Raw genomic sequence first — 25,466 nt, 5'->3', positions numbered from 1 at the left:
ACTTTTTTGTCAAAATTAATTGGAGTCAATCATGAAACGCATTCTTTCACCACTTTTAGTCGGTCTACTCGCAACAGGCCTGATCGCTTGCTCAAAACAAGGCCCAGACACCCAAGCCGCTAGCGAACCAGCAGCTGCCGCTGCGGGCGCACCACTGAGCATTGGCTTGGCGATTTCTACGCAAAACAATCCGTTCTTTGTCGCTCTGCGTGATGGCGCCGATGCTGAAGCGAAAGCCCAAGGCGTCAAACTCATCACCGTTGATGCGCAAGACGATTCGGCCAAACAAATCTCGAATATCGAAGATTTGATCCAGAAAAAGGTTCAAGTCATTTTGATTAACCCAGCCGATTCCGATGCCGTCGCTGGCGTCGTGAAAGAAGCCCTCAAAGCAGGCATCCAAGTCGTATCACTTGATCGCAGCGTGAACGGCGCTGAAGTCAACGCGCATATTGCTTCTGACAATATCGCTGGTGGCAAAATGGCGGGTGAATTCTTGCTCGAAAAAATCGGCGGCAAAGGCAATATTGTTGAGCTAGAAGGCATTCCAGGTTCGTCTGCAGCGCGTGAACGCGGCCAAGGCTTCCATTCTGTCGTTGATGGCAAAGCGGATGTGAAATTAGCGGCTAAACAAGCTGCTGATTTTGACCGTGCGAAGGGTCTCTCCGTGATGGAAAACATTCTGCAAGGCAATAAAGACGTGAAAGGCGTGTTTGCACACAACGATGAAATGGCGCTGGGTGCATTCAAAGCGATTGAAGCAGCAGGTCTAAAAAACGTTGTGATAGTGGGCTTTGATGCAACACCCGATGCTGTAGCTGCGGTGAAAGCGGGTCAATTAGCGGCAACAGTACAACAAAAACCGGAGTTAATCGGTAAAATGGGTGTCGATACCGCCATTAAACTGAGCAAAGGCGAAGCAGTGGACAAATTTATTCCAGTGCCACTTGATCTGGTAAAACAGTAAAGGCGTGAGGCGTGAGGCGTGAGGCGTGAGGCGTGAGGCGTGAGGCGTGAGGCGAATTTAGTGTTTATATATGGGGTATCTCAATGCAAGCATTATTTATAAGGGTTTGTAATAAAATACCAATTAACATATTAAAGCAATGCTACACCTCACTCCTAACACCTAGCCCCTCACATTTTAAATGACTAACTACCAACGCCTCACCATCGCAGATATTGCCAAACTGGCTGGCGTCTCAAAAACCACCGCCAGCATGGTGCTCAATGGCCGCGCCGAGCAATATCGAATTGCAGCCAGTACCGTTGAACGGGTGCGGCAAGTCGCGGCCGAGCATCATTTTCAGCCATCGACCTCGGCGCGTTTATTGCGCTCACGTCGCAGTGAAACCTTGGGCTTGGTCGTCCCAGAGCTGAGTAACTTGGCGCATGCCCTGCTCGCGCAAACACTAGAAGCGCTGTGCCGCGAAGCGGGGTTTCAGCTCTTTATCATGTGCAGTAATGATCAAGCCGAATTGGAAACCAAAGCGGTTGAGCAATTACTGGCGCGACAAGTCGATGGGCTGATGTTGGTACCGTGCAGCAACAACGCCAAACTCTATGCAAAATGGAGTAAACGGCTTCCCTTGGTGTTAGTCGATCGGCGTGTGATCGACAGCAATCTACCATTTGTGGTTACTGATGCCGAAGAACAGGTCTTTACACTGATCGAACAAACTTTGGCGCAAGGCGTCAATGAAATAGCCTATTTTGGTGGTCAAATGACTTTATCACCGAGTATTGATCGTTTGGCGGGCTATCACAATGCGTGGCGCAGCGCTGCGAAAACCCCAGACGAAAAACTCATTTTTCACCGCGATTACCAACAACACAGTGGCTACGCAATGATGACCGAATGCTACAAGCAACTGGGTCGTTATCCTGAGGCCATCTTTGCAGCGTCAATTTCATTGCTCGAAGGCGCGCTGGCCTTTATGAATGAACACGATCAATTTCAAACCGCACCGCAGTATCTATTGTGCTTTGATGACCATCGTCTGCTCGATTGCATGCCCCGGCCGATTAATGCGATTGTCCAAGACAGTGCACAGCTGGCTAAACAAAGCTTAACGCGGATCATGGCCTTACTCGCCAGTGAGCCGATTGATTCAGCATGGATTCCAGCACGGATAAATTGGCGACAAAAGCCACGATGACTGTTGCTAAGGACAAAATACCTGTATAGTGTAGGGCTGTTCGTGAACCGCCCATCCAATATGGGCCGTTACACGTAGGTAAATGAGTGCTCTGCCCCTTGTTTACTTTGAAGCCTATGTCCGGCATCTGATCGTTCGCAAGTTCGGCTATTCCCGCATAGATCACACTCCCGCATTCGGGAGACTGCCGACCGCGCCCCAATGGGAATGTGCTGCGGCAGGCACCGTATTAATTGCTTATGTGCAAGAACTGGAAAAGTAAATGTCAAAAGAAGACGTTGTAGAAATGGAAGGTGTAGTCGCCGAGGTTTACCCGGATACTCGCTTTCGTGTGACCCTCACAAACGGTATCGAAATCACGGCTTATGCCTCAGGTAAAATCCGTAAAAACCACATCCGCATTATTGCGGGTGACCGCGTGACAGTTGAAATGTCACCATACGATTTAACCAAAGGCCGTGTGAGCTTCCGCCACAAAGACGACCGCCCTGCACCCGCACGGAATAATCAATTGCGCCGCCGTTAATATCTTGGGTATATTGCCGCGAAGTTTATTTCATAAAGCCTAGCGAGCAATACATCAATAACGAGCCTTAAAGGCTCGTTTTTTATGCATCCAAAATCCACAAAAAAAAGCCCGAATACGTTAAACGCATCGGGCTTTTTCCAATTGAAATAACTTAAGTCGCCAAACCACGCGACTCTAAGTATTCTTCATAGCCGCCCAAGAAGTGATGGAAAGTACCATCGCCATTGAGTTCCAAAATTTGTGTCGCCAAAGACGAAACAAATTGACGGTCATGCGAAACAAAAATCAGCGTCCCTTTGTAGAGCTCCAACGCCATATTCAAAGATTCAATCGATTCCATATCCATGTGATTGGTTGGCTCGTCCATCACTAATACGTTTGGCGTTTGTAAAATCAATTTGCCGTACAACATCCGGCCTTTTTCACCACCAGACAGTACTTTGACTGATTTTTTCACATCGTCGCCACTAAACAGCAAGCGACCCAGAATCCCTCGAATGACTTGTTCTTCAACGCCCGGCTCTGACCATTGGCGCATCCAGTCAAACAAGGTCATGTCTTCTGCAAAGTCTTCTTCATGATCCTGTGCAAAATAACCGACGTCAGCTTTTTCCGCCCACTTCACCGAACCCAAATCAGGCTTGAGCTGCCCCACCAACATTTTCATTAACGTTGACTTACCAACACCATTGCCACCGATCACGGCCAGTTTATTGCCCGCCTCGAAAATCAAATCCAAACTTTGAATCAAAGGCTTATCAAATGATTTTGATAAATTGCTCAGTTCAAAAGCCTGACGATGCAGTTTTTGTTTATCGTCGACATCAAAACGAATATATGGGTTTTGACGGCTAGATGGTTTTACTTCAACCATACTGTCTTTGATTTTATCTGCCAATTTCAAACGGCTAGTTGCCTGACGACTTTTTGATTTATTCGCCGCAAAACGCTGCGCAAACGCTTGCAACTCGGCAACACGCTCTTTAGCTTTGCTATTGTCAGTCAAAGCACGCTCACGCGCTTGCGTTGATGCCAACATGTAATCGTCGTATGTACCTGGATAAATGCGGATTTCACCGTAATCAACGTCGGCAATATGCGTACACACTTGATTCAAGAAGTGACGATCATGGGAAATGATAATCATCGTCGAATCGCGCTGATTCAAAGTGTCTTCCAACCATTGAATTGTATGGATATCCAAGTTATTGGTTGGCTCATCGAGCAGCAGCACATCAGGATTAGAGAACAAAGCCTGCGCGAGCAAAACCCGCAACTTCCAACCTGGCGCCACTTCAGACATCGGACCGTGATGCAGCTCAATCGGAATCCCGGCCCCCATCAACAAAGCGCCAGCGCGAGCCTCTGCGGTATAGCCGTCGTACTCCGCCACTTTGCCTTCTAGCTCAGCAGCGTGCATGTAGTCATCTTCGGTTGCTTCAAGATTGGCATAAATCGCATCGCGCTCATGGATTGCCGCCCATAATTCGACGTGCCCCATCATGACCACGTCGATCACGCGCTGATCTTCGTAAGCGAATTGATCTTGCTTTAACTTACCCAAACGAACGCCCGGATCAAGAGCGACATTACCCGCGGTGGGTTCTAAATCACCGCCGAGGATTTTCATAAAAGTCGATTTACCGCAGCCATTTGCGCCAATCAAACCATAGCGATTACCATCGCCGAACTTAACAGATACTTTCTCAAACAGCGGCTTAGCGCCAAACTGCATCGTAATGCCATTCGAACTAATCATTGTCTTTTGGGCCTTATTGCCTACATTAAAATGCCAGCAAGGTGTAAGATGATAGGGTTAGTCCACCACTCGGCATCGAGCATGGAACTCTTTACCTTATATTTTAACACATTGCCCCAACACAAAAAGTCGTCAACACAAAAGTCCCTGTACATACCGCGACAAAATGCGGCCACTCTCACAAAAAATGCAACGAATACAACGATTTAATGCAGATCTCTTGCTTGAAAGCAGGGCAAACGTTTATCTTTACACTATAAAATATTAAAAAGCACACGACGTAGCTAGGAAAACCACCACAATGTTTGATTTCAAGAGCCTCATCAGCGCAATATTGGGTAAAAACAAGAATGAAGGTGTGTACGATTTAAAATCGGCCACTGTGATGATGAAAGAGCTGCCAGAAAGCGACATTTTGCAAGCACAGATCGAAATCATCAAAGCACTGCAGCAAATTAATAGCAATCCACGCACAAACATCAAAGAGCGCTTTAAAACCATCCCCTATTTGGATGAAAAAGCACGTGCACTGCAAGATCATCTGGTCGCAATTTACCAAGGCAAAACGCTGGATGACGGCGCGACACCAAAACAAGTCCTCCCGACGCTATTAGCATTTTGGAACGATATGGGCGATGGTTATCGTCTCTGCATAAAACAAGCATCACAAAACACCCCACGCGGCCTAGATAAAGAGCTGCAATTGTTTACCTTGCGTGGGCTGATGTACTTTTCCGAGCAAGCGCGTTGGGCCTACCTACGTTATATGGAAATGGACAGCCGCACTTGGCGTAATTTAAATCGACTCTACTTATTTGCCGAACAAAAAGGCTTTGCAACTCAACCCATACAGCCTTACCCAAATGCCGAAATCACCGACATTCGTCGTGAATTCATGCAATTGCTGATGTTATCGTTAGCAATTCCAGAAAAACTACAACCAGCGCAAATTGAATTAGTCACTCTATGGCTCAAACGCTGGGCAAGTCGTATCGACCTAGAAAGCCAGATCAAACCCAATCGCCAGTTATTCGCAATCAATATTGCCGGCTCAACACCACCGAAACGACTGCGTCGCGACATGGTCGGCGAAAATTGGCGCTATTGGTTTACCGAAACCTTGACCTTACACATCAAAGAAACCATAGAAAAATTGCAACAAGGTGAAGACCCGACCGAACTGGGCTTGCCACCTGAATCAAACCAAGCGGCGCATTTGGACTTAATGCAACACCTGATCAATCTCTGGTCGCGCGACACGCCAGCCCCAGTACGTAAAGCAGAGCGCCACTCAACCCAAAAAACGATTAAAGTAACCCGTGGTCTTGATGATGTGATCGGGCATCTGCGCGGCGAGGCCAGCGCCGATACTCAATCGCGCTGGAGCATCGACAACGAAAGCACCACTGGAATTGGGGTTAATTACCAAACAAATCGCGATGATGAATTGCAAGTGGGTGAAATTGTTGGACTCGACGGCATCGGCATGAACCCCGTCTCTGTTGGCATTGTACGGCGAATCACCAAAAAGCGTGATGGCCAAGTCAATGTCGGCATTGAAACCATTTCACAAACGCCGATTATCGTTGAGCTAACGCCTTTATTAGGTAATCGCAGCTTCTTTGGCGTGTATTCACCCGAAAACACCTCGATCAACCAAAATCGCTTCTTGGTCGTGCCGCAAGCTTTTTTTGCCGATAATCGAGAATTCCGCTTAGCTGCGCAAGGCAAGAGCTATCGCATTCGCCTAGCCCCAGCAATCGAGCACACCGCCAATGCATCACTGGCAAATTTTGCTGTTTTAGAAAAATTATAAAATTTATTACAAAAAAACGAGACAAACGCGCAAATGCTTGCTATTATGCGCACCTGTTCAAGAAACGGAAGCGTGGCTGAGTGGTTTAAGGCAGCGGTCTTGAAAACCGTCGAGGATGTGAGTCCTCCCAGAGTTCGAATCTCTGCGCTTCCGCCAAATACTTGAATAAAATACTAAGGCCTTGAGAAATCAGGGCTTTTTTATTGTCTAAAATTTCTCTCGCTGAATTTGTTACACACGCTGCTACGCAACGTGCTACACAAAGGATCGCGAAACATGAGCTATCTCACGAAACGCAATGGGATTTATTATTTCCGTTGCCGTATCCCCAGTACATTAATCAGCCGCTTCAAAAAAACTGAGATATGGAAGTCACTACGGACATCCGACCGCAGGACTGCAATCATTAGATGTGCGAAAATTCAGCTAGACTTCCAAAGGCTGATACTCAATATGGCAAAATCAATTCCAACCGTTGAAGAAATGCTTGCACAAGAAATGCAGGATGCCAATATTGCAGCCATGCAAAATGGTACGTTCTGGGAAGGCTGGACTCCCCCTGATCCACAAGCAGACGCTGAGCCAAGCCAAGAAGAAATTGCTGCAATTGATGCAGAACACTCTGCATTTACTCGTCATTACGAACAGTTAGAAGCTCGCCGTGACGGCATGGTATTTATGGCTGCTGCGCATGAGGAAGAGCAAAGACGAGCGGCGGCTCAACCCACTTCGAATCAGTTAGTCAGCGATTTAGTCAAAACGCTGAAAAGCGTAGAAATGAACATCAAGCAAGACGGCAAGCTCAGCAAAATTTACGAGATGTACATTGAAGAAAAAACGCTGTCTGGCGTTGGTGTTGCACAAATCACCTCATTGAAGGAAGTCATTTATGGCATCTTGACTGGGTTCTTTGGAGCGGAAGCAGTGTGCTCGGACGTAACAGACGAGCGTGTCCATGAGCTATTTACTTTAATCCAGCAATTACCTCAAAAATTCACACTGACCCCAGACTGGAAAACTGAAATTGACCAAGCCAGAGAGCAGGCAGGTACACTTTCATTCACCACGATAAAACGTAAATGGCTGGCCGTGCTGGAAATCTTCAGCTCAAACTCTGCCCTGACCTACTTCAAACGATCACCGTTTGAAGGTGTTCGCTTCAAGAAAAACGACAAGCGAAACAAGCAGAGGAAAATATATAAACCCTTCAGTGACGCTGAACTTGTGACCCTGTTCACGCCAAATCATCTTAAATTCGACATCAAGCACCCAGCACAGTATTGGGTTCCGCTGCTCGGACTCTATGCGGGTCTGAGGCTTAATGAAGCTTGTCAGCTACTTGTCGCAGATATTGCGCAACATGAAGGCATTTGGTGCTTCAGCGTACAAGAAGAAGCCGATGATGATCAAAGCATTAAAACTGAGCACAGCGAGCGACTTACTCCGCTTCACTCAAAATTAATCCAGCTGGGTTTACTTGACTATGTCAGCTCACAACCCAAAACAGAGCGACTATTTCCAGAATTGACGTGGACAGAGAAAAACAAGTGGGGTGGCGCAACATCTACATGGTTTGGCAGATACAAATTACGGTACGGCATCGATGACCCCGACAAGGTTTTTCACAGCCTACGCAAAAACTTTAATCAATCAATGAAAGATAATGGCGTAGTCGAGGAAATTCGAGAAGCCGCCTCAGGCCATGCTCCGACAGGGGTCAATTCAGGCATTTACGCGAATCAAACATCGCTCCCCATGCTTAAAGATGCGATTGAAGCAGTACGCTACCATTGCTTGGATGGTGTCATCTAAATTCATATTGACGGGGATTACCGCTCAACGAACCGAAAACCTTGGTTACAGCAACACAATCCCCCATAACCCTTGGTACTAAACCAGCCGTTAGCCATTTACTTTCGGTCATTATTGAATCTGCACTTTTGTTGAGGCACGACGAAGTTACAACCCAGAGCTCAACCACAAAAGAAAACAAGCCCTCACGATGAGGTTTGTTTTCTTACTGATTTTAAATACTATTAAAATCAAATGGCTGAATTTTCTACTTTATATTTTTCGTAATATTCCTCCAATTTACCTGTTCGAATCGCTAAAGACTCTCTAACGAATTCAGGCAATAGGCCAGTCGAAGTGATATACACCGACTTCTTAGCTCTGGTAGCTCGAACATACCATCTATTTTGTAATGCTTGCAGTACCGACTTAGATTTATTCAAGTCTTTTAATTCAGCCTTAAGTTCTTTTCTTGGCACTGGCGGTTTTAGTTTTAAAACAGACTTAGAATGTCTTTCATTTGTAGATGCGTACTTAGCATTGATTAACTTGTTCAATCTGGCAAATTCATCGTCCATCGCTTTGACTTGCAAGTCATCACCAACTTTTCTACTACCGCCGAATACGATAATATGGTCACGATCAAGCCTCTTTGAAGCATGGATCGTTTCAACGGTGATGTAATCATTCGTTAGCTTAAGCTTAAACAAACGTTGAGTTATAGCTCTTCTTTCGTCATTGGTTGCGGTTAGCACCTTGATAAAGTCCTCATGCTTTAGCTCATCGTTTGACATTAAAGCGTTCACCGCTTCAATCACTTTGGCGATTTCCTGTTTACGCGTACCAGCCGCAGCCAATTTAAGGCTACCCCCTGCTTTAATGGCTACAGAGGGGGCTTCTTTTGCTTGCAACGCATTGGCAAAAGCTAGAGGTACAGCGGCACATCTCATGTTATGAACCATGTGACCAGCCTTATTGCCTAGCAGGTCAATTGCATGACCTTCGTTGCTTAAAGGGAATTGCCCATATCCATCAGCAATACCACCTCTAAAGCCATACAATGCTTGCCTGATGTCACCTACAGCAAATACAGACTTGCCGTGAGCCTCCGCAAAATCGAGCTGATCATGGCTCATATCTTGAGCCTCGTCGATCAGTAAATAATATTCCTTCGTGCCAATTTTCGCAGCTTCCGCAACTACCGTATTTAAACCATTTGCAGTAAGGCCTACTTTAGCCAGAAGCATGGCTGAAACCGCATGAAACGTACCGATCATTACCCCTTTAACCTTCAGTTCATTGAGCTTCTTTTTTAGGTTGGTTGCTGCTTTTCTGGTGAACGTAATTAACACAATCGAAGCAGGATCAACGCCAGATTCAGTCATGTACTTGACTCTGTTAGTCAATACATAGGTCTTCCCTGAGCCCGCCGCTGCTTTAATTGCAGCATGTTTATCAAATGGTAATTTAATTGCCTTGCTTTGCAGATACAGAGCATCTGCAAGGTTCTCCCAGTATTGTTTGATGGAGCCGGATAAATCCACAAACGAAGGGGTTGGGTTTCGAGGTTGCTTTTGACCTACCCTTGTATAATTTAAAATGTTTGAAACTCGCCTCGGAATGTTACACGAAACTGACGGATCTTCTGTCAGTGAGTTTAACATTCCGAAGCAGTTTGTTTCAGACATGCAGTTTTCTTCTAATTTTGGTTTTTGATTACTAAATGCATCCTTAATTGCCTCAACAATTGCTTTTTTCTTCTTTAATTCAATGCCTTCCGCTTTCGATTTTTCATCTCTGATGTACTTCTGCATAGATCGAGCATGTACCCCAGATGAAATTTCAAAATCATTGCTTTTGGTAATCGCATAACTGTAATTACCTTCCATAAACTCAGCTTCAACCTGAGCTTGCTGACTAAGGCAATCGGCTAAATCATATTGCAAACTATCCAGTCTGGACTTATCGCAATCAGAAGCGAGTCCTTTCAATAATCTAATCTTTTTATTGAGTCTGCTAAGCTTACCTCTTAGGCTTTTGATTTCCTTAGCCAATGGCGTTTTCTTTTGATCCGCTTCAAATGCTTCAAGTGTAGCTTTCTTGATCAAACCTAAGCCCATCGGTTTTTTAACCGTATCTTCTCGGTCATTTTGAACAACTATAGAATGAACAGAGAACTTCCACTTATTAGCCAACACCCACAACTCATAAAACCTGATATGTGCTTGCACACTAGACAAGTCGATGAACTTGTCTTCAGTTTTAAAGTCTTCCAACTTATCCTTTCGAATTAAGTTTCCATATTGATCCTTGAAGCAAGGTTGAACGGATGAGAATCTAGAACCATACTTCTTGCAATGCCATATCAGATCGATCAACGTCATTCTTCTGGCATAATCAGCAGCGTCTATTTTGTCTTCAAGGGCGATAGTCGATTCTTTTAATTCCTTCAATAGCTTGCTTGAAGTATTCATAGACATATCAAAAAATGTCATCAGCCCATCAGGTAATCCGAAGAAAGTCACAGCTTTAATTGAATAGGCTGATCTACGGGCAGCGAGGGCCAGAGTCTCCGGTGATGATCCATTATTAACAGATTTCATCGCATACTTTGTAGCATAACTTGACGCTGAGGCGATCCCTGTAATTGGATGGCCTTGTTCGTCCAGTTCGAAATTATCAGGGTGGATTTCGATAGGAATCACCGCTTTCAGATCAAGTTGAATGCCACCACCCCAGCTTTTACATTTTAATTCCTCTTTAGGCACTTCTTTTTCGTGAATTTCTCCATCCTCATCGCAGATGTGAACTGTTTTTGCGCAGATGGTCGGATCATACTTTTGATAGTGGTTATTTCCCTTCGGCACATCTTCAATTAGTGCAACTCTCTCGACAACAGTTACACCTTTGTTTTTAGCCTTATCGAATTTTTCACCCACTCTCACTCTCGCAACATCTCCAAACAATGAAGGCATGTTAAACGTTAAATACTTAACAATCGTGGCTAGCTGCTCTTCTTTGAAGAAAATCACATAGTGCAGATGAGGCGTGCCATCGCCCATTCGTTCATTTGCTTTGACACCAATCATTCTAATGGCATGTTTCAACAGATTAGCTTTAACCAAATGAAAATACGCATTCATTCGGTTATGGCCTTCTTTAACACCGAACTGACTGTCCCATGTATGCGTATCTTTTGCATTTGCAGGGTTGCTGTGATATTGACTTGGCAAGGAGATAGTCAACATCGCATACGTCAGATTATTCTTTTCTGCATACAATTCGATTCGTTTTACGACACAAGTCTTTCTGGCAATTTCCGCATGTGCTGTATCAGTCAAGTTAAAGCATTCGCCTGTCTCTTTGTTCCATACCTTGAAATCAGCTAAGAACCTCTCATTCTCTTCATTCTTATCTTTCTTGTTTCGAATGGCTCGCTTTGAAGCATAGTCAGGCTTAGCCTCACCATTTGCATCTGCACCACCGTATTCTTTATTTAGTCTGGCATGAACGTCCTTAGCTTCAATCCATTTCTGGCTAAAAAGCCTCTTCCATGCTTTTTTTCGAATAAGCTTTGCAACCACTACTTTGAGTGATTTTTTACAATCGAAGTTAATATTGCCTAGTCGATCTTCTTTAATCCTAAAGATCTGTTTACTAGGCATACCCCAGCAAGCATCTTCAATCTGTTGAAATACTGCGTAACTGATTTTGCTCAATTCGTCGGTTTGAGTATCTGCATCGTAAGTGCTGTTCAAAATGAATTGTGCTCTATCAGCAGCTTCTTCCGCTGCTTGCATAACTTCTTTCTTTGTCCAACTCAGCCTCTGTTCGGCTGTTTGATTTAAAAATTTTAATTTCTTAATAGAAAAGCTCATCTGTATCTCCAAAAATTATTTTTAATTTTCGGTGATACAGACGAGCTTATTTAGTAATATTTTATATACTTATTAAGTCCTAGTCAGACGCTCGCTGTATCTCCCGAAATCCTCACTCTACAAAGTGAGGGTTTTTTATTACTACACTGCATTGTTGTACATACCTTTTACCACTTTTAAAATACACCTAAATTAAGCAAGAAAACTAACTTGCGTCAAATAATGCAGCCATCAAAGCACAACCCCCCAATATTAGGGGGGCTGGCCGACACAAGGTCAAATAAAAATCAATATTGATGCTGTCATTTCCTTAAATAGCTTAGACTGCATCAAATGTCCTGCATTACAAAACAGTATAGTCATGAAATTTTTAACTAATTAAGTATCAACGAAAAATTTTTATCAATCAAATTAGATGTTGCTAGCATATTGCCAGTGGGAGTTTTGTGTTTCAAATAATCGCTTATTTGGTAAGACATAAACTTAATCATTTGAATTTTTGAAAGATAGTCATAGGTCTCATCATCTAACCTGTTTTTTAATCTAGCCTCAAAATCGCCAGCACCGAAGGGTGACGTGTTTATGTAAAACACCACACTTTTAATTTGTGCTGCACCGTGCAGCAGCGGAATGTTAGCCAGCACCTGCGAAGCACTATTATCTTGAACAGCCTGACGTTTATCTAATCGAATGCCTGCCAAAAAGGTAATCAGATGACGAAATTGTTTCTGGCCTTTTGGTGTTTTTTCGTTCTCGATCCAAGTCACTGCGGCAGGTTCACTCGGATTTGCAGATTGTGTCACGATGAGGCCATCTGCAAGCTTACCCTTGCAGATGTACCGATTCTTATCCGCATAAAAATCCAATTCAGACACCAGCGATATTCTTGTCAGTAGTCGATTAACCTTACTGAGCGCATCCACTGTGCTTGCCGAGGTATTCACTGTCTTTTCTAGCCGACGAGCAGTGATTTGCAATCGCCTTGCCAACATAATATTTGCGGTGTAAACCCTATGAATCGCTCGCCCCATGCTTGTCTTGGCATAATCCGCATAATGCTGCACACCAGTTTCAAAATGCGTAGATACGAAACTTGCACCCTTCTTCGTAATGAAAATGATGTCTGGCCTAAAACCTGTGATTTTTCTTTTTGCCAATAATCCTTGCCGAAAAAGGTATGCCAAATCACTTCTTGTCGTTTTGATATTGCCGCACTGAATGGCGCATGCTTCATCAAAACTTAAAAAACCAAACTTAGCAAACCCAGCTAACAGGTTTACCTTTCTATCGGCAGGGGTAAGTTGCATGTATTGCATATGAATCTCCTAATCTTGTTGAAACTACGTATAGCAACAAACATCGGAGCCTTGCCGCTTCTAAGCAAATCACATGAAATGAGCTGCAAAAACGCAGGGAAAACACGTCAAAATCAAAATCCCGAATTCCCCGTCAATATAAACAGCCCTGTCGAGCTGATATACGGGCATAGCTAAACAAACCTGCTGCGCAAAACGTCGGGCAATCGCGATGTTCTCCGCTGGACGCGGCATCTCGAATTCGGCTGGGGCCTCAGCGACCTAGTTTTTTGCCAAGGGGGGCTACCAGACCTCGTCAAATATGACGATGGGCTTTGAGAAACTCCACTCAAAGCCCATCATCAATTAACGCTCACCTTCATTTTCCCCGGGAAAACTGGGTTCCGTAACATTGTCTCGGTCTGGCGGAGCCCCCCCTGTCATGCTGACCGTAGCTAATGACCAGCCATTGGGACGGCTTTTCATCAGGAGTCGCAAAATTTCGCAAGCTCAATTACTGCTCAACCTGATGAATTCATTAGCCACTCCTTGCACGTGCTCGCCGTAGGCGTCGAGCATCGCCTTCCACGACGCTGCAAATAGCCATAAAGCGGGCTATTTTTGCTGCGTAATTCGCCCCTTCGGGCTGAATCACCAACAGTACTTCGCTTCAAGTCAACAGCTGCGCCAGCCGCTCTGCTTTGTGGCACACCTCTCGACACTCGAAGCTCAGCCAAAATCATCGAAGCAAGCCAACGGCCAACCATTTACCTGCCCAGCAAAATGCCCCTCGACTCACCAGTGAGAGGGGCTTTCGTGGGCAAACCAAAAAAATGGCTGGCATATCGTCGGCCATTACTTATTTCTCACCAACAAAACCTGCCCCCTCCCGTCCCCCGCAGGGGAGGCGAGAAGAACGAAGCGAGAGCAATAATTTTCAACATCGCAAAGGACTTTTAGCATGGCAACCACATTTTTCGCACAGCCTTACAACACTTCAGCGGTTGGCTTTTATTTCGGCTCTACCGCCGACTTCAACGCAAAGTCAGAAAATCACACTGATTGCTATGGAAACCCTGTTGAGGAATACGAAATTCAATTAAATGAAGCGGACGATGCCGAACTAATCAACGCCCTGCAACTAGATCAATCGAGCGTTGCGCAATATTTTGACGAAATCGAAGATATGAGCGCCAGCGAAAAAGTGGCGCTGTTCTATCTAGTGCACGAAGCGAATTATTGCCTTGCCGACGCAATCACAAAAATAGACGAGGTTTGCATTACCGCATGCAGCCTTAAAGATGCCGCAGCTGAATTGTTTGATGAATGTTACCTAACAAGCATTCCTGATGCTGTACGCAGCTATATCGACTATGACGGTTTTGCACGCGACTGCGAGCTCAACGGAGATCTGGCCGAGTTTCGTTTTGGTGGCAACACATACACCGTAACGAATGCTTCATGTCTCTAAAACTGCAATGCCCCGCAAGGGGCATACACAGAGCTTAAAACCGAATTTACTACTTTATTTTGCAATGCGAACCATAGAACGCACCAACTCAAGCAATCCCTGCTGTTTTTGTGCGGGTAGCGTGGCTAGCAAGGACTCAATTTCCTGTGCAATTTCACTTTTTGATTTCGTCATGCCTTCGAACAGCTCGCCCAAGCCTACATTTAACGTAATCGAAATTGCCTCAAGCGTACTTAGGCTAGGCAAAGCATTGCCACGCTCAATTCGACTAATAGATCGAGAATCAAGGCTGATGGCTTCAGCCAGTACTTCTTGCGTCAACTTGGCAGCCTGTCGAGCTTTCTTGATATTTTCACCCAGAATTTTTGCTAAATCCGCCATGTTGCCAATCCGATTATTTCAACATCATATGTTGAGTTTCTTCTTTCTCGGATGTAAGCTCATGCACTGTAGAAACAAAGCATAAGATGTTGAATTCAACAACTAAGTTTTCAAAAATTATAATTTCCGGAGATGGGACAGTGGGAAAGATCACAACTAAATACAATAACATCCTGCGCACCGCTGCTTTACTTGCACTGGCATCTAGCGCAAACGCTGGCCTACTTGATGATGTGACCAAAGAAACCAACAACAGCAAGGAATACTTCGCGATTTGGGACATTCCCAATGTCACCAACCCTGATGCCCTTTACGACCAGCTGAAAGACTCAATCCGCGTACAGGCCACCTCAGCCCACGCTACTCGCCCAATACAAGCCGCTGAACCTCCAGAATTTCCGAGCAAAATGGAATTCAAAGGTATCACCGTAATGGGCATCACCATCCCAATGCCAAACTGCAACGGCCATACTTTCCAAATCACCACCATGGACAACAGCATGGCGCAATTTGGCGACAGCACCATGATGATGGCCTGCGTATTCCCATATCAGACTGGAATGCGTATCAACTATTACGCGCGTTTTTCTGAGCAGGTAGGTACCAGCTCTTTAATATCAGGCGCATTTCTAGGAAAGATGTTGACTAAGGCCATTGGTCTAGGCGACAGCAGCAAATTCGTTGCTTCAACGATGGATCAAATCGATACCGATTTGAAAAAAATGGGCTTACAAGCAACGCTGGTGCAATTGCAACCCGCAATGGAGGGCAAAATCGTTAGCGCAGATCCTCTCGCAGCACAGCAGCAAAAAAACAAACAATCCGCCAGCAACACCCAAGCAACGCTTGCAGCTCGTAAAGAGCTAACAGGCATCGGGCTGATCTACTCAAACCGCGACCAATTTGTAGATGCGATCAAACGGGGCGATGTCATTACCGTCGATTTGTTTGTTAAAGCACGCGGTGTTGATCTGAAATCAGCAGATGCCAGCGGCAAAACTTTATCAAAATATGCTACCGATGAAGAAGTAATTGCAATTTTGAAAGGTGCTGGAGCTAGCTAATTACATTTAGGCTTTAAACATACGCTGGCTTAAACAGATTTAAAGAAGAGATCGTTATGATTAAAAACATAAGTCTGCTAAAAATAATCCTAATTAGCTTTAGCATTTTAACACTGCTATTCAGCGGTAACTCCGCAGTTGCAAGAAGTGCTATTGCAACAATTGAAGGAGAAGCTAATAATGCTTTTGCCTCCTCTTACAATTACGCAACCCAAAAAGAGGCTGATATCAATAGCATTAAGACGTGCAAAGAAGATGCTATAAAAAATGGCATTGGTCATCTTGCCAATAAGTGCAAAATTACTTTACGCGGTAAAGTACCCGGTTTTGGTGCAGTAACCTGTGGAGATGGTGGCTGTGCTTATAACACTGGTTACGCAACGTCCCAAGATGCCATTGATGCAGCATATACAAACTGCAACAAATCCTATAAAAATTGCAAAAGCAGAGATATTTCATACTGGGAAGATTCAACTGGATTTGCATCAAAATCCGCCCCAATTGCAAACAACAATAGCTGCGTTCCCCGCAGTAACCAACGAAGCTGCCGTTCTTCCTGCAGTAATGGCGATTGCTTAGTAACATACTCAAATGGTTGCAAGATTAGGGTACAAGTAGATCAAACATTCGATCCATTGACTAATCAATGGTCTTACAATTCACCAAGCTGTTAGATTTGAGACATTAAACTCAATCAAACCAACTATTTTACTGGTATTCATATAATGAATCGTATCAATTATATTTTTGTAGCTTTAGGGTTTATTGCTTTAATTGCTTGCTTTGGCAATCTAGCTTTTCAAGCAACACCATTAGGGCAAGTCGAATACTTATATTACGACATCAGCCTTTTGGGCGGAATTTCTTGGTTAATGCCAATTTTAGCTGCACTAGCAATCACCTCTGGATTTTTACGGGTATTTAAACGAGCACAACTCAGAGATCTAAACTGGTGGACAGTTTTAATTGCAAGCATTGGGATTGTATTGTGTTTTATAGTCCAAGAGCACGCAATGAGTTCTCTTAATAACTATTCAGGCTCTTTAGGCTCTACTGCTGGCTGGGGTATTTACTTGCAGTTGCTAGCATATATTATATATTTAATCTTTGGCATTATCTTATACCAGCCAGAAGATGAAAGCATTAATAAATTATCCAAACTAAGCCCCTACGCACGAAAAGACATTGTGTTTATTTTTTGCACTTTTCTCTTATATATTTTAATTCTGGAGTGCAATATTTTTACTGTAACGGCACTAGGAATAACAATCACAATGAATTTCAACACCTTCAACCACTCTATAATTATTCGTCTTTTAGCATTACTTGTATTACTAGCCTTGATCATTGCTCCAACTCTGCCAAGACTAACCCACATCTTTTACAAAACAGCGACATCTTTCCTTACAACACTAATTGCAATTACCATTATCTACCCCATAACAGAACATACTAACTTTCTAAATGACTCTGAATCACTAAGTAAAGGCATGACTATCGAATACGGCATAGCTTATTTCTCAATTCCTATCTTTGCTACAATACTGATGCTTTTTATTTGGATAAAGTGGAAGCAAGAACAAAAATCACATCCAATTACACCCCAAAAATAATAAGACCCACTAATCTTATTGGGAGCAAATAACGTGAAAAAGAACAACCTCCTTAGTCTATTTGCTTGTGTCGCAGCAGTTCACCTAGGAGGATGTTCCGGATTAGGGTCTTCAGTCAAAGACCCTAATGCACCTGAACCAAACTCCCTGACTTACCCACAACAATGTAATGTCAAATTAAAAGCCAATGATTACATGTGCAATAGCGGTAAGGTGATGGCAGTAAGGCGAGAAGGGGCGCTGGTTATTTGCCAAAAACAATGCGCAGAAGATGCAAACTGGCAACAAACCTTAGATAGAAGCCCAACAGCCATGCAGCTAAGAACATACGATAAAGGCGGTAGCAATACACCAAACGCATGGATATGGCAAGAAAAAGGATTTCAAAAGGATTTGAAATCCTTAACTGGAAAATAAAATTTAAATTCTTTACGCCTTAGTCAAAATCTTAAAACCCGAGAAATGGAATGAACAAAACACTAATCGCAATTCTAGCCAGCATCGCATTGTTTTTCTTATCTGGCTGCAATGACAAATCTGAGCTTCAAGAAGCTGAAGCCGCATACAAGTCAAAAGACTACGCAGGCGCATTAAGCAAATTTTCGGCGTTAGCTGAGAAAGGGAATATCGATGCACAGGTTAAAGTAGCTGATATCTATGCATTTGCAGAAGGTGTACCGCAAGATAATAAAAAAGCATTTTCGCTTTACACCAGCGCAGCAGAAAAAGGCAACGCGAGTGCACAGAACAGCCTTGGGTATTTTTATATTAATGGCCTCGGCGGTACCCAAAATCACGAGCAAGCAATGTCTTGGTTTAAGAAATCTGCTCAGCAAAATAATTCTTGGGCAAAACTGAACCTTGCTGCGATTTATGGGTATGGCCTAGGAGCACCACAAAATCAGGAGGAAAGTATGAAATACCTCCAGTCAGCAGCAGATGATGGAAATCCCAAAGCACAGCAAATTTTAGCAGCAGAGCTTTTGAATAAAAACCGTGACGCTGCCACTCAGAAAGAAGCATTTGAACTCCTCAAAAAATCAGCAAGCCAAGGCCTTGGAGCAGCCTACGCACTATTAGCTGATTTCGCGGGCGATAACGATCATTTACTCCAAGCTTTTGCCCTTGTCGCATTTTCAAAAGATGACCTTCTTGGTAAACCAAAGCACCACTTTCTTGGTAACGACCGCACCCATACCGAGGAGTTTATTCAGCAAATCCTTGCCACAAAAAAACAATTAGCCAAGGAGTTTGAACAGTTCGATTCCGACAAAAAAGATAAAATCAATCAACTCGTCAAAGAATTATCTCAAGCCGATCAAGTCGGCAAAGTTCTAGACCGCGAAATCAAAATAGCAGAAACACAGTCGCCAACCACCGAAAATAATGGCAGTTGCATCCCCACTGGAAATACACGCCAGTGTAGCTCGCAGTGCCGCAATGGTGATTGCATTGTGACCTACAGCAATGGTTGCAAAGTGCGGGTACAAGTTCAACCACAAATAGACCCGTTTACCAGCCAGCTCAGCTTCCCATCACCCAGCTGCTGACACTTAACCAACATGAATACATGCAATGGCAGTAAGCAATGCACTTAAAAAACACATTACTACCAATATTACTTGCTAGTTTGCTGATCAACATGGCAAACGCTGGTTTTGATGAAGGAATGGCAGCACACAATGCGAGCAATTTTGCCTTGGCGGCTAGCGAATTTCGCAAAGCCGCCGAGCAAGGCAATCCCAAAGCGCAATTCAGCCTTGGCGTAATTCATGCGACTGGCCGTGGCGTACCACGAAATTTTACCCAAGCCGCCCATTGGTATCGAAAAGCTGCTGAACAAGGCCACAGCACTGCTCAATACAACCTTGGTGTGTTGTATATGAATGGGCAGGGAGTGCCGCAAGATGATGCCCAATCTTTTAACTGGTTTCGAAAAGCCGCTGAGCAAGGCGAAAACACAGCGCAATACAATATCGCAGTGATGTATGCCAAGGGTCAAGGTGTACCGCAAGATTTTACTCAAGCAGCAAGCTGGTGTCGCAAAGCCGCCGAACAAGAAGTGCCCAAAGCACAATTTAGCCTTGGCTTGATGTACGCCAAAGGCCAAGGCGTGCAGCAGGATAATACCCTTGCCGCTCACTGGTACAGCAAAGCAGCAGATCAAGGCATACCTATAGCTCAAGCCCATCTAGGCCAGCTCTATCTGAAGGGGCAAGGTGTGCCACAAAGTGGAGAAATTGCTTATGCGCTATTTAGTCTGGCCGCCAAAGACTCGACCACCAATGCTGCCAAAAGCAAAGCACTCGCAGCCGAGCAGTTAAGTCCGCAAGAGCTTGTAGAAGCAGAGCAGCTCAGCCAAGAAATCGCCAGACCCAATAATTTAAAACGCGCAATCGATGCCTACCTCAGGCTCTCAATCTAAGCAGCTCTATTTGCAATAGCAGCATTCAAACCCAAAACCGCCGCACTATGCCAAGCGGCTCTAAACTTAAACACGAGAAAGCGAATGAAGATCAAACACACACTACTTGCCCTACTCGTTGCAGGCCTAATCTCGACGCCAGCTAGCGCAGGATACGATGAAGGAGTCACAGCATATACTGCTAAGGACTACACACTGGCATTTAGTGAGTTTTCTGCAGCCGCTGCAAAAGGAGATGCCAAATCTCAATTCTCACTTGGTGTAATGCACTATGAAAATCGAGGGATTCCCATAGACTATGCACAAGCGCTAAGCTGGTTTAGCAAATCCGCTGAACAAGGCTATGCTCCTGCGCAACATAATCTTGGAATAATGTATAACAACGGTGAAGGAGTAAAGATAGATTATTCCCAAGCGGTTAGCTGGTTTCGCAAAGCAGCTCAGCAAGGTCATGCGCCTGCGCAACAAAGTCTTGGACTAATTTACTACAACGGTGAAGGAGTAAAGATAGATTATTCCCAAGCGGTTAGCTGGTTTCGTAAAGCTGCCGAGCAAGGTCATGCACAGGCATACAACACCCTTGGTGTGATCTACTACAACGGTCAAGGTGTTCCGCGAGACGTGATAGTCGCCTACGCCCTTATAAATGCGTCCACAGTGATAGACGGCTCTACAGCAAATACTACAAGTCGTAATAATCGAGATGCCTTAAAAAAAGGAATGACCTTCAAGCAAATCTCAGCTGGACAACAACTCAGCCGAGAATTACTTAAGCCAAGTAATTTCCTTAACGCACTGGATACCTATTTAAGGGATACTTAAAGCAAAAAAGTCAGTGCAAGGGCTTGACCTGTTACACAAACTGCTACACAATACGCACCTCTATTGTTACACAGCTCTACGAGTTATTTAAAATACACTCTTAGAACAAATAGCAATTAAGCAAATATAGAAAACCTAAACCCTTGAATTGAATAACAATTTCAGCATTGGTTGCGGTGTTTTATCAAGTACGGAAGCGTGGCTGAGTGGTTTAAGGCAGCGGTCTTGAAAACCGTCGAGGATGTGAGTCCTCCCAGAGTTCGAATCTCTGCGCTTCCGCCAAGATTAAGTAAAAAAGCCCTGATGCATCAGGGCTTTTTTGCATTCTGCGCCCATGACAATTTTCCGCTCACTAGCGGCAATGCAAAGCGCCCCGCATAGTACAATTGACTGATGCCCAATACCCCACTCCATATCCTTGAACACACTTTTGGTTACCATTCATTTCGTGGGCAACAAGGAGATGTGGTCGACCATCTCTGCGCGGGTGGCGACGCGCTGGTATTGATGCCAACGGGTGGCGGTAAATCACTGTGTTATCAGATTCCGGCTCTGGTTCGAACCGGCTGTGGCGTCGTCGTGTCACCACTCATTGCGCTGATGCAAGATCAGGTTGAAGCGCTACAAGAACTTGGCATACCTGCCGCATTTTTAAATTCCACGCTGGACGCCAATGCTGCGCGCGAAGTCGAACGCGCTTTTGTCGCCGGTGAGTTGAAATTACTCTATGTTGCCCCCGAGCGCCTAACCACGATTCGTTTCCAATCGCTACTACGCCAAGCGCATCTTGCCCTGTTTGCGATTGATGAAGCCCACTGCGTATCGCAATGGGGGCATGATTTCCGCCCCGAATATCTAGCCCTATCGGTGCTGGCCGACGATTTTCCGCAAGTCCCCCGCATTGCACTCACTGCTACCGCAGATCATGCCACACGCGAAGAAATGATTACACGGCTGCGGCTACAAGGTGCACAACAATATATTTCCAGCTTTGATCGACCCAACCTGCGCTACAGCATTGTCGAAAAGAAAACCGCCCGCGACCAATTACTAAGCTTTATCCGCCGCGAACATGAACGCGACTCGGGAATTGTGTATTGCTTGTCGCGTAAAAAAGTCGAAGACACCACCGCATGGCTGCGCAGCAAGGAAATCCGGGCTCTGCCCTATCATGCAGGATTGGACGCCGATATCCGAGCCAAAAATCAACAAATCTTCTTACGCGAAGAAGGCGTCGTCATGGTCGCGACGATTGCATTTGGCATGGGCATCAATAAGCCCGATGTGCGCTTTGTCGCGCATTTAGACATGCCCAAAAGCATCGAAAATTACTATCAAGAAACCGGCCGTGCTGGCCGTGATGGGCTGCCTGCCAATGCGTGGTTAGCATACGGCCTGAATGACGTGATGTTGCTAGCGCAAATGATAGAACAAAGCGGTAGTAGCGATGAACAAAAACGTATTGAGCGGCAAAAGCTCGATGCGATGCTTGGCCTCGTTGAAGGCACAGCTTGCCGCCGGCAAACCTTGCTCGCCTACTTTGGCGAAACCACCACCGCTTGCGGTAATTGCGATAATTGCCTGCATCCGCCCAAACTGGTGGAAATGAGCGCTGCAGCACAAAAAGCCCTGTCTTGCGTTTATCGCACCGGTAATCGATTTGGTGTGGGGCAACTGGTCGATGTATTGCGCGGCAAAACTACGCCAAAGGTCAAAGAGCATCTACATGATAAAATCACAACGTTTGGTATCGGCAAAGACGTCGATGAAGCCAGCTGGCGCGCCATTTTCCGCCAACTCTTGGTACGCGGCGCCTTGCAATTGTCCCCGGATGGTCATGGCGGCTTGCAATTGACCGATGCGGCGCGTCCGTATTTGAAAGGTGAAACGCCGCTGTATTTGCGCGAACGCACCGAGAAATTCAACTACCACGACAAAGACAGCGATTTTGCCAATCCACAAGAAGCCGCACTATGGCAAGCCTTGCGCCGCCTGCGCAAAGAACTCGCTGATGAACAAGACGTACCAGCTTACGTGGTCTTTGGTGATGCGACGCTCAAAGAAATGATCCGCCACCATCCACGTGATCATTACGAGCTATCCAAAATCTCTGGCGTGGGTGATCGCAAGCTGGATAAATATGGTGATGCGTTTTTGGCAGTTTTAAACAAGGCCTAATCGCCAGCAACGCTCAAATCCCTTACACTCAGATTAACCTTTCCTTTTCTGAGTGAGCCATGAGCACAGCCACACTACTGCACTCGCTATTTAAATATAAAGCATGGGCGAATCAAGAGCTGTTTGCCGCACTGCAAATTTTGGATCCTGCCACTCAGCACGAACAGCTACACGCAGCGATCCGGATCTTGAATCATATCTATGTCGTCGACCGTATTTTCGCTGCGCATCTACAAGGCACAAGCCACAGCTATAACAATACCAACACCCCAGCTACACCCACACTGGCAGCGCTGTATCAGGACGTTCAGGAAAGTGATCAATGGTATCTGGACTATGTTGCGCAACTGAATGCGATACAGCTAGCTGAAACGATAGAATTTACTTTTATTGATGCTCAGCTAGGACGCATGTCACGCGAAGAAATTTTGGCGCACATTATCACTCACGGCGGCTATCACCGTGGCGCGGTCGGCCGGATTATGTCGCAACAGGGAATCAGCGCTCCGCGTGACATTTATACTGGTTTTTTACATTTAAGCGAGCCAGAACGACGCCATCACACTTAAATAAGACAATTGGCCTCCGTAGGAAAAGATATAAAAAAACCCTCAGATGAGGGTTTTTTATCTATTCGATTGTCATGGCACCACATCAAGCCAGCCTAGCGTGGCATGAATTTCCCATAATGCGTTCCTTGTTTACCTCGGGGAAAATAATTGGCCAGCCATGTCATTTCCTGCTTCAGATGATTCATCAAGCGCAATACATTTTCAGGGGAAGTTTGATGATCAAACCAGAATTCTTTGCGCCACACCGATACGCCACCGTACTCAATACCATTGTCATAACTCAATTCATCCAGCGACGGCCAGCAAAACTGGTAGCCATTTGTGGCCAAAATATCACTCAATGGGCTCACTACATTCGCTACTTCCAGTGTGAATGCAGAAAAGTTCTGATCGATATAGTGCAAATTAGCATACGCTTGGCAATCCAAGTCAATCAATGAAAACGCCGCCCGACAACAATCTGGACAATTAAACTCGAGCGAGCACAAAGTCAGCTCCAGAAGGTTTTCCTCGAAGAGGGCAAAATCCGCTTTATTTGGCGGATGCCCACACTGATAGACCAAATGTTTTGCTACCGCTGCCAAATTACCCATTTTTTCACCTACTGCAGCAAACTAAAGAATGAAAAAATAGTAACCCATGGCATATGCACTCAATATTAATTTATTCTTGCATTAAATTTACAAATCTATAATAAAAAAAAAACAAAAAATCCCTCCTAAATTAGAGGGATTTTTTGTTCAATAGCAGAGCCTAAAAACGTCAACAGCCCCTAGAATTCTAGGCCACAATTTTCGGTGCTACGGCTAACTTCGATTCGAGTTTTTCAACCTTGCGCCACAACCACTCTTCATCATCCCAATGCGTAGCGGCGGCATGCTTGATGTCATCAAACAAAGTAAAGAACGCCAAACGCGTCGATAAACCGTCATCCTGCGGACATTTGCGTAAATACGTTGCGAGCAGTTTGAAATCAGGCCGCACATCAGAAAGATGAAATAAATCGAGATCACGGTGCGAGAAACGTGCATGGCACGGATCAATGACGCCGCACAAACGATGCGAGTCGGGATCAACCAAGAAGTTCGCCGCATGGCAATCATCATGAATCAAGGTAGGAAGCGACTCAGCGCCAAACGGTAACTGCTCAAATCGGGCAGCTAACGAAATAATCCGCTCACGCAATAGCAAGCCTAGCCGCTGTGCCGCAATATTGCTTTTCAGCCATGCCACACGGCTCGCTAAAAAGGCTTTATAACTGCTAGCAAAGTCTTTGTACTCTCGACCATCTAAATCGCTAAATCCAATCGGGCGGGTAATCGAATGCCAGCTCAGCAATAAATCGGTGCAATCATCAGCAAAACGATCTATCGATACCGGAGATTCCAAGGCATGGCTAGCAGGAATGCCATCCACATACGTCAAAATCAAAGCCTCCCCCGTTTCACCAGGGGTATGCATCGCAATCACTTCAGGAACAACAACGCCATGGCTATACTTGCGCAAAAAATTCAGACCATCGGCTTCAAGTTGCGCCTGCCCCGGCAGGCGATAACATTTGAGCACCGCTTTTAACTTTCCGACTTTCACCAAAAATACATCGGCATAAAAGCCAGTGATTTTCTCAATTTTTTGCGGTGTGCCACCCAAATACAGCTGACACAAGCGAGCCACGGGCCCTTGATCGACGATTAACATTAGCCACACTCCACT

General features: G+C 45.0%; 21 protein-coding genes and 2 tRNA genes. 17 read left to right on the top strand and 6 right to left on the bottom strand.

Annotation, left to right across the window (positions count from 1 at the left end; genetic code table 11):
• Window positions 1-31: 31 nt before the first annotated feature.
• The 3 genes from rbsB (at window position 32) to infA (ending at window position 2,685) form a co-directional block, all read left to right on the top strand.
• Window positions 32-967 carry a ribose ABC transporter substrate-binding protein RbsB gene (gene rbsB / locus GM173_RS12225; protein WP_203571659.1) on the top strand — a complete coding sequence of 312 codons (936 nt, stop codon included), beginning with the start codon at window positions 32-34 and terminating at the stop codon, window positions 965-967.
• Between the two features lie 181 nt (window positions 968-1,148).
• Window positions 1,149-2,159 (top strand): LacI family DNA-binding transcriptional regulator, encoded by a 1,011-nt coding sequence (locus GM173_RS12220; RefSeq protein WP_203571658.1) that lies wholly within the window; start codon window positions 1,149-1,151, stop codon window positions 2,157-2,159.
• 262 nt (window positions 2,160-2,421) lie between these two features.
• Complete coding sequence (gene infA / locus GM173_RS12215) at window positions 2,422-2,685, top strand: translation initiation factor IF-1 (protein ID WP_203571657.1); 264 nt, start codon at window positions 2,422-2,424, stop codon at window positions 2,683-2,685.
• A gap of 154 nt (window positions 2,686-2,839) precedes the next feature.
• On the opposite strand, the gene GM173_RS12210 is transcribed toward infA, so the two are convergent.
• Window positions 2,840-4,447, bottom strand: coding sequence for an ABC-F family ATPase (locus GM173_RS12210; protein ID WP_203571656.1), 1,608 nt, complete (start codon window positions 4,445-4,447; stop codon window positions 2,840-2,842).
• Between the two features lie 301 nt (window positions 4,448-4,748).
• On the opposite strand from GM173_RS12210, the gene GM173_RS12205 reads away from it, so the two are divergent.
• The 3 genes from GM173_RS12205 (at window position 4,749) to GM173_RS12195 (ending at window position 8,075) form a co-directional block, all read left to right on the top strand.
• Window positions 4,749-6,263 (top strand): cyclic-di-GMP receptor FimW-related protein, encoded by a 1,515-nt coding sequence (locus GM173_RS12205; protein ID WP_203571655.1) that lies wholly within the window; start codon window positions 4,749-4,751, stop codon window positions 6,261-6,263.
• Between the two features lie 66 nt (window positions 6,264-6,329).
• A tRNA-Ser gene (locus GM173_RS12200) sits at window positions 6,330-6,419 on the top strand.
• A 120-nt stretch (window positions 6,420-6,539) separates the two neighbouring features.
• Entirely contained in the window at window positions 6,540-8,075 is a 1,536-nt protein-coding gene (locus tag GM173_RS12195; protein WP_203571654.1) for a site-specific integrase, read from the top strand.
• Window positions 8,076-8,305: 230 nt separating this feature from the next.
• Here GM173_RS12195 and GM173_RS12190 read toward each other — a convergent pair whose 3' ends face one another.
• Together GM173_RS12190 and GM173_RS12185 are read right to left on the bottom strand one after the other, a co-directional pair.
• Window positions 8,306-11,932: a UvrD-helicase domain-containing protein gene (locus tag GM173_RS12190; RefSeq protein ID WP_203571653.1), complete on the bottom strand. Its 3,627-nt coding sequence runs from the start codon at window positions 11,930-11,932 to the stop codon at window positions 8,306-8,308.
• A 374-nt stretch (window positions 11,933-12,306) separates the two neighbouring features.
• A complete protein-coding gene (locus GM173_RS12185) occupies window positions 12,307-13,248 on the bottom strand; it encodes a hypothetical protein (RefSeq protein WP_203571652.1) in 942 nt (313 codons plus the stop codon).
• A gap of 940 nt (window positions 13,249-14,188) precedes the next feature.
• Here GM173_RS12185 and GM173_RS12180 point away from each other — a divergent pair.
• Window positions 14,189-14,698, top strand: coding sequence for an antirestriction protein ArdA (locus GM173_RS12180; RefSeq protein ID WP_203571651.1), 510 nt, complete (start codon window positions 14,189-14,191; stop codon window positions 14,696-14,698).
• 54 nt (window positions 14,699-14,752) lie between these two features.
• On the opposite strand, the gene GM173_RS12175 is transcribed toward GM173_RS12180, so the two are convergent.
• On the bottom strand, window positions 14,753-15,079 hold the full coding sequence (locus GM173_RS12175; protein ID WP_203571650.1) for a helix-turn-helix domain-containing protein: 327 nt from the start codon (window positions 15,077-15,079) through the stop codon (window positions 14,753-14,755).
• Between the two features lie 140 nt (window positions 15,080-15,219).
• Here GM173_RS12175 and GM173_RS12170 point away from each other — a divergent pair, with 140 nt between their 5' ends.
• The 10 genes from GM173_RS12170 to GM173_RS12125 all read left to right on the top strand — a co-directional run bounded on the left by GM173_RS12170 (window position 15,220) and on the right by GM173_RS12125 (window position 23,750).
• Window positions 15,220-16,143: a hypothetical protein gene (locus GM173_RS12170; RefSeq protein ID WP_203571649.1), complete on the top strand. Its 924-nt coding sequence runs from the start codon at window positions 15,220-15,222 to the stop codon at window positions 16,141-16,143.
• Window positions 16,144-16,199: 56 nt separating this feature from the next.
• On the top strand, window positions 16,200-16,817 hold the full coding sequence (locus tag GM173_RS12165) for a hypothetical protein (RefSeq protein WP_203571648.1): 618 nt from the start codon (window positions 16,200-16,202) through the stop codon (window positions 16,815-16,817).
• Between the two features lie 51 nt (window positions 16,818-16,868).
• On the top strand, window positions 16,869-17,756 hold the full coding sequence (locus GM173_RS12160) for a hypothetical protein (RefSeq protein ID WP_203571647.1): 888 nt from the start codon (window positions 16,869-16,871) through the stop codon (window positions 17,754-17,756).
• A gap of 33 nt (window positions 17,757-17,789) precedes the next feature.
• Window positions 17,790-18,173, top strand: a complete 384-nt coding sequence (locus tag GM173_RS12155) for a hypothetical protein (protein WP_203571646.1) — start codon at window positions 17,790-17,792, stop codon at window positions 18,171-18,173.
• 50 nt (window positions 18,174-18,223) lie between these two features.
• Complete coding sequence (locus tag GM173_RS12150; RefSeq protein ID WP_203571645.1) at window positions 18,224-19,306, top strand: tetratricopeptide repeat protein; 1,083 nt, start codon at window positions 18,224-18,226, stop codon at window positions 19,304-19,306.
• A 38-nt stretch (window positions 19,307-19,344) separates the two neighbouring features.
• Entirely contained in the window at window positions 19,345-20,181 is an 837-nt protein-coding gene (locus tag GM173_RS12145; RefSeq protein ID WP_239078503.1) for a tetratricopeptide repeat protein, read from the top strand.
• Window positions 20,182-20,265: 84 nt separating this feature from the next.
• Entirely contained in the window at window positions 20,266-21,003 is a 738-nt protein-coding gene (locus GM173_RS12140) for a tetratricopeptide repeat protein (protein WP_203571644.1), read from the top strand.
• A gap of 192 nt (window positions 21,004-21,195) precedes the next feature.
• Window positions 21,196-21,285, top strand: a tRNA-Ser gene (locus GM173_RS12135).
• 111 nt (window positions 21,286-21,396) lie between these two features.
• Window positions 21,397-23,181, top strand: coding sequence for a DNA helicase RecQ (gene recQ, locus GM173_RS12130; RefSeq protein ID WP_203571643.1), 1,785 nt, complete (start codon window positions 21,397-21,399; stop codon window positions 23,179-23,181).
• Window positions 23,182-23,240: 59 nt separating this feature from the next.
• Window positions 23,241-23,750 carry a DinB family protein gene (locus tag GM173_RS12125; RefSeq protein ID WP_203571642.1) on the top strand — a complete coding sequence of 170 codons (510 nt, stop codon included), beginning with the start codon at window positions 23,241-23,243 and terminating at the stop codon, window positions 23,748-23,750.
• A 95-nt stretch (window positions 23,751-23,845) separates the two neighbouring features.
• Here GM173_RS12125 and GM173_RS12120 read toward each other — a convergent pair whose 3' ends face one another.
• Together GM173_RS12120 and GM173_RS12115 are read right to left on the bottom strand one after the other, a co-directional pair.
• Window positions 23,846-24,346, bottom strand: coding sequence for a hypothetical protein (locus tag GM173_RS12120; RefSeq protein WP_203571641.1), 501 nt, complete (start codon window positions 24,344-24,346; stop codon window positions 23,846-23,848).
• A 187-nt stretch (window positions 24,347-24,533) separates the two neighbouring features.
• Window positions 24,534-25,451 carry a phosphotransferase gene (locus GM173_RS12115; protein ID WP_203571640.1) on the bottom strand — a complete coding sequence of 306 codons (918 nt, stop codon included), beginning with the start codon at window positions 25,449-25,451 and terminating at the stop codon, window positions 24,534-24,536.
• Between the last annotated feature and the right edge of the window lie 15 nt (window positions 25,452-25,466).

The organism is Deefgea chitinilytica (assembly GCF_016881405.1).
GTDB lineage: Bacteria > Pseudomonadota > Gammaproteobacteria > Burkholderiales > Chitinibacteraceae > Deefgea > Deefgea chitinilytica.
Note: the sequence above shows the minus strand (reverse complement) of the source record. Positions and strands in the feature narration are given on the sequence as shown.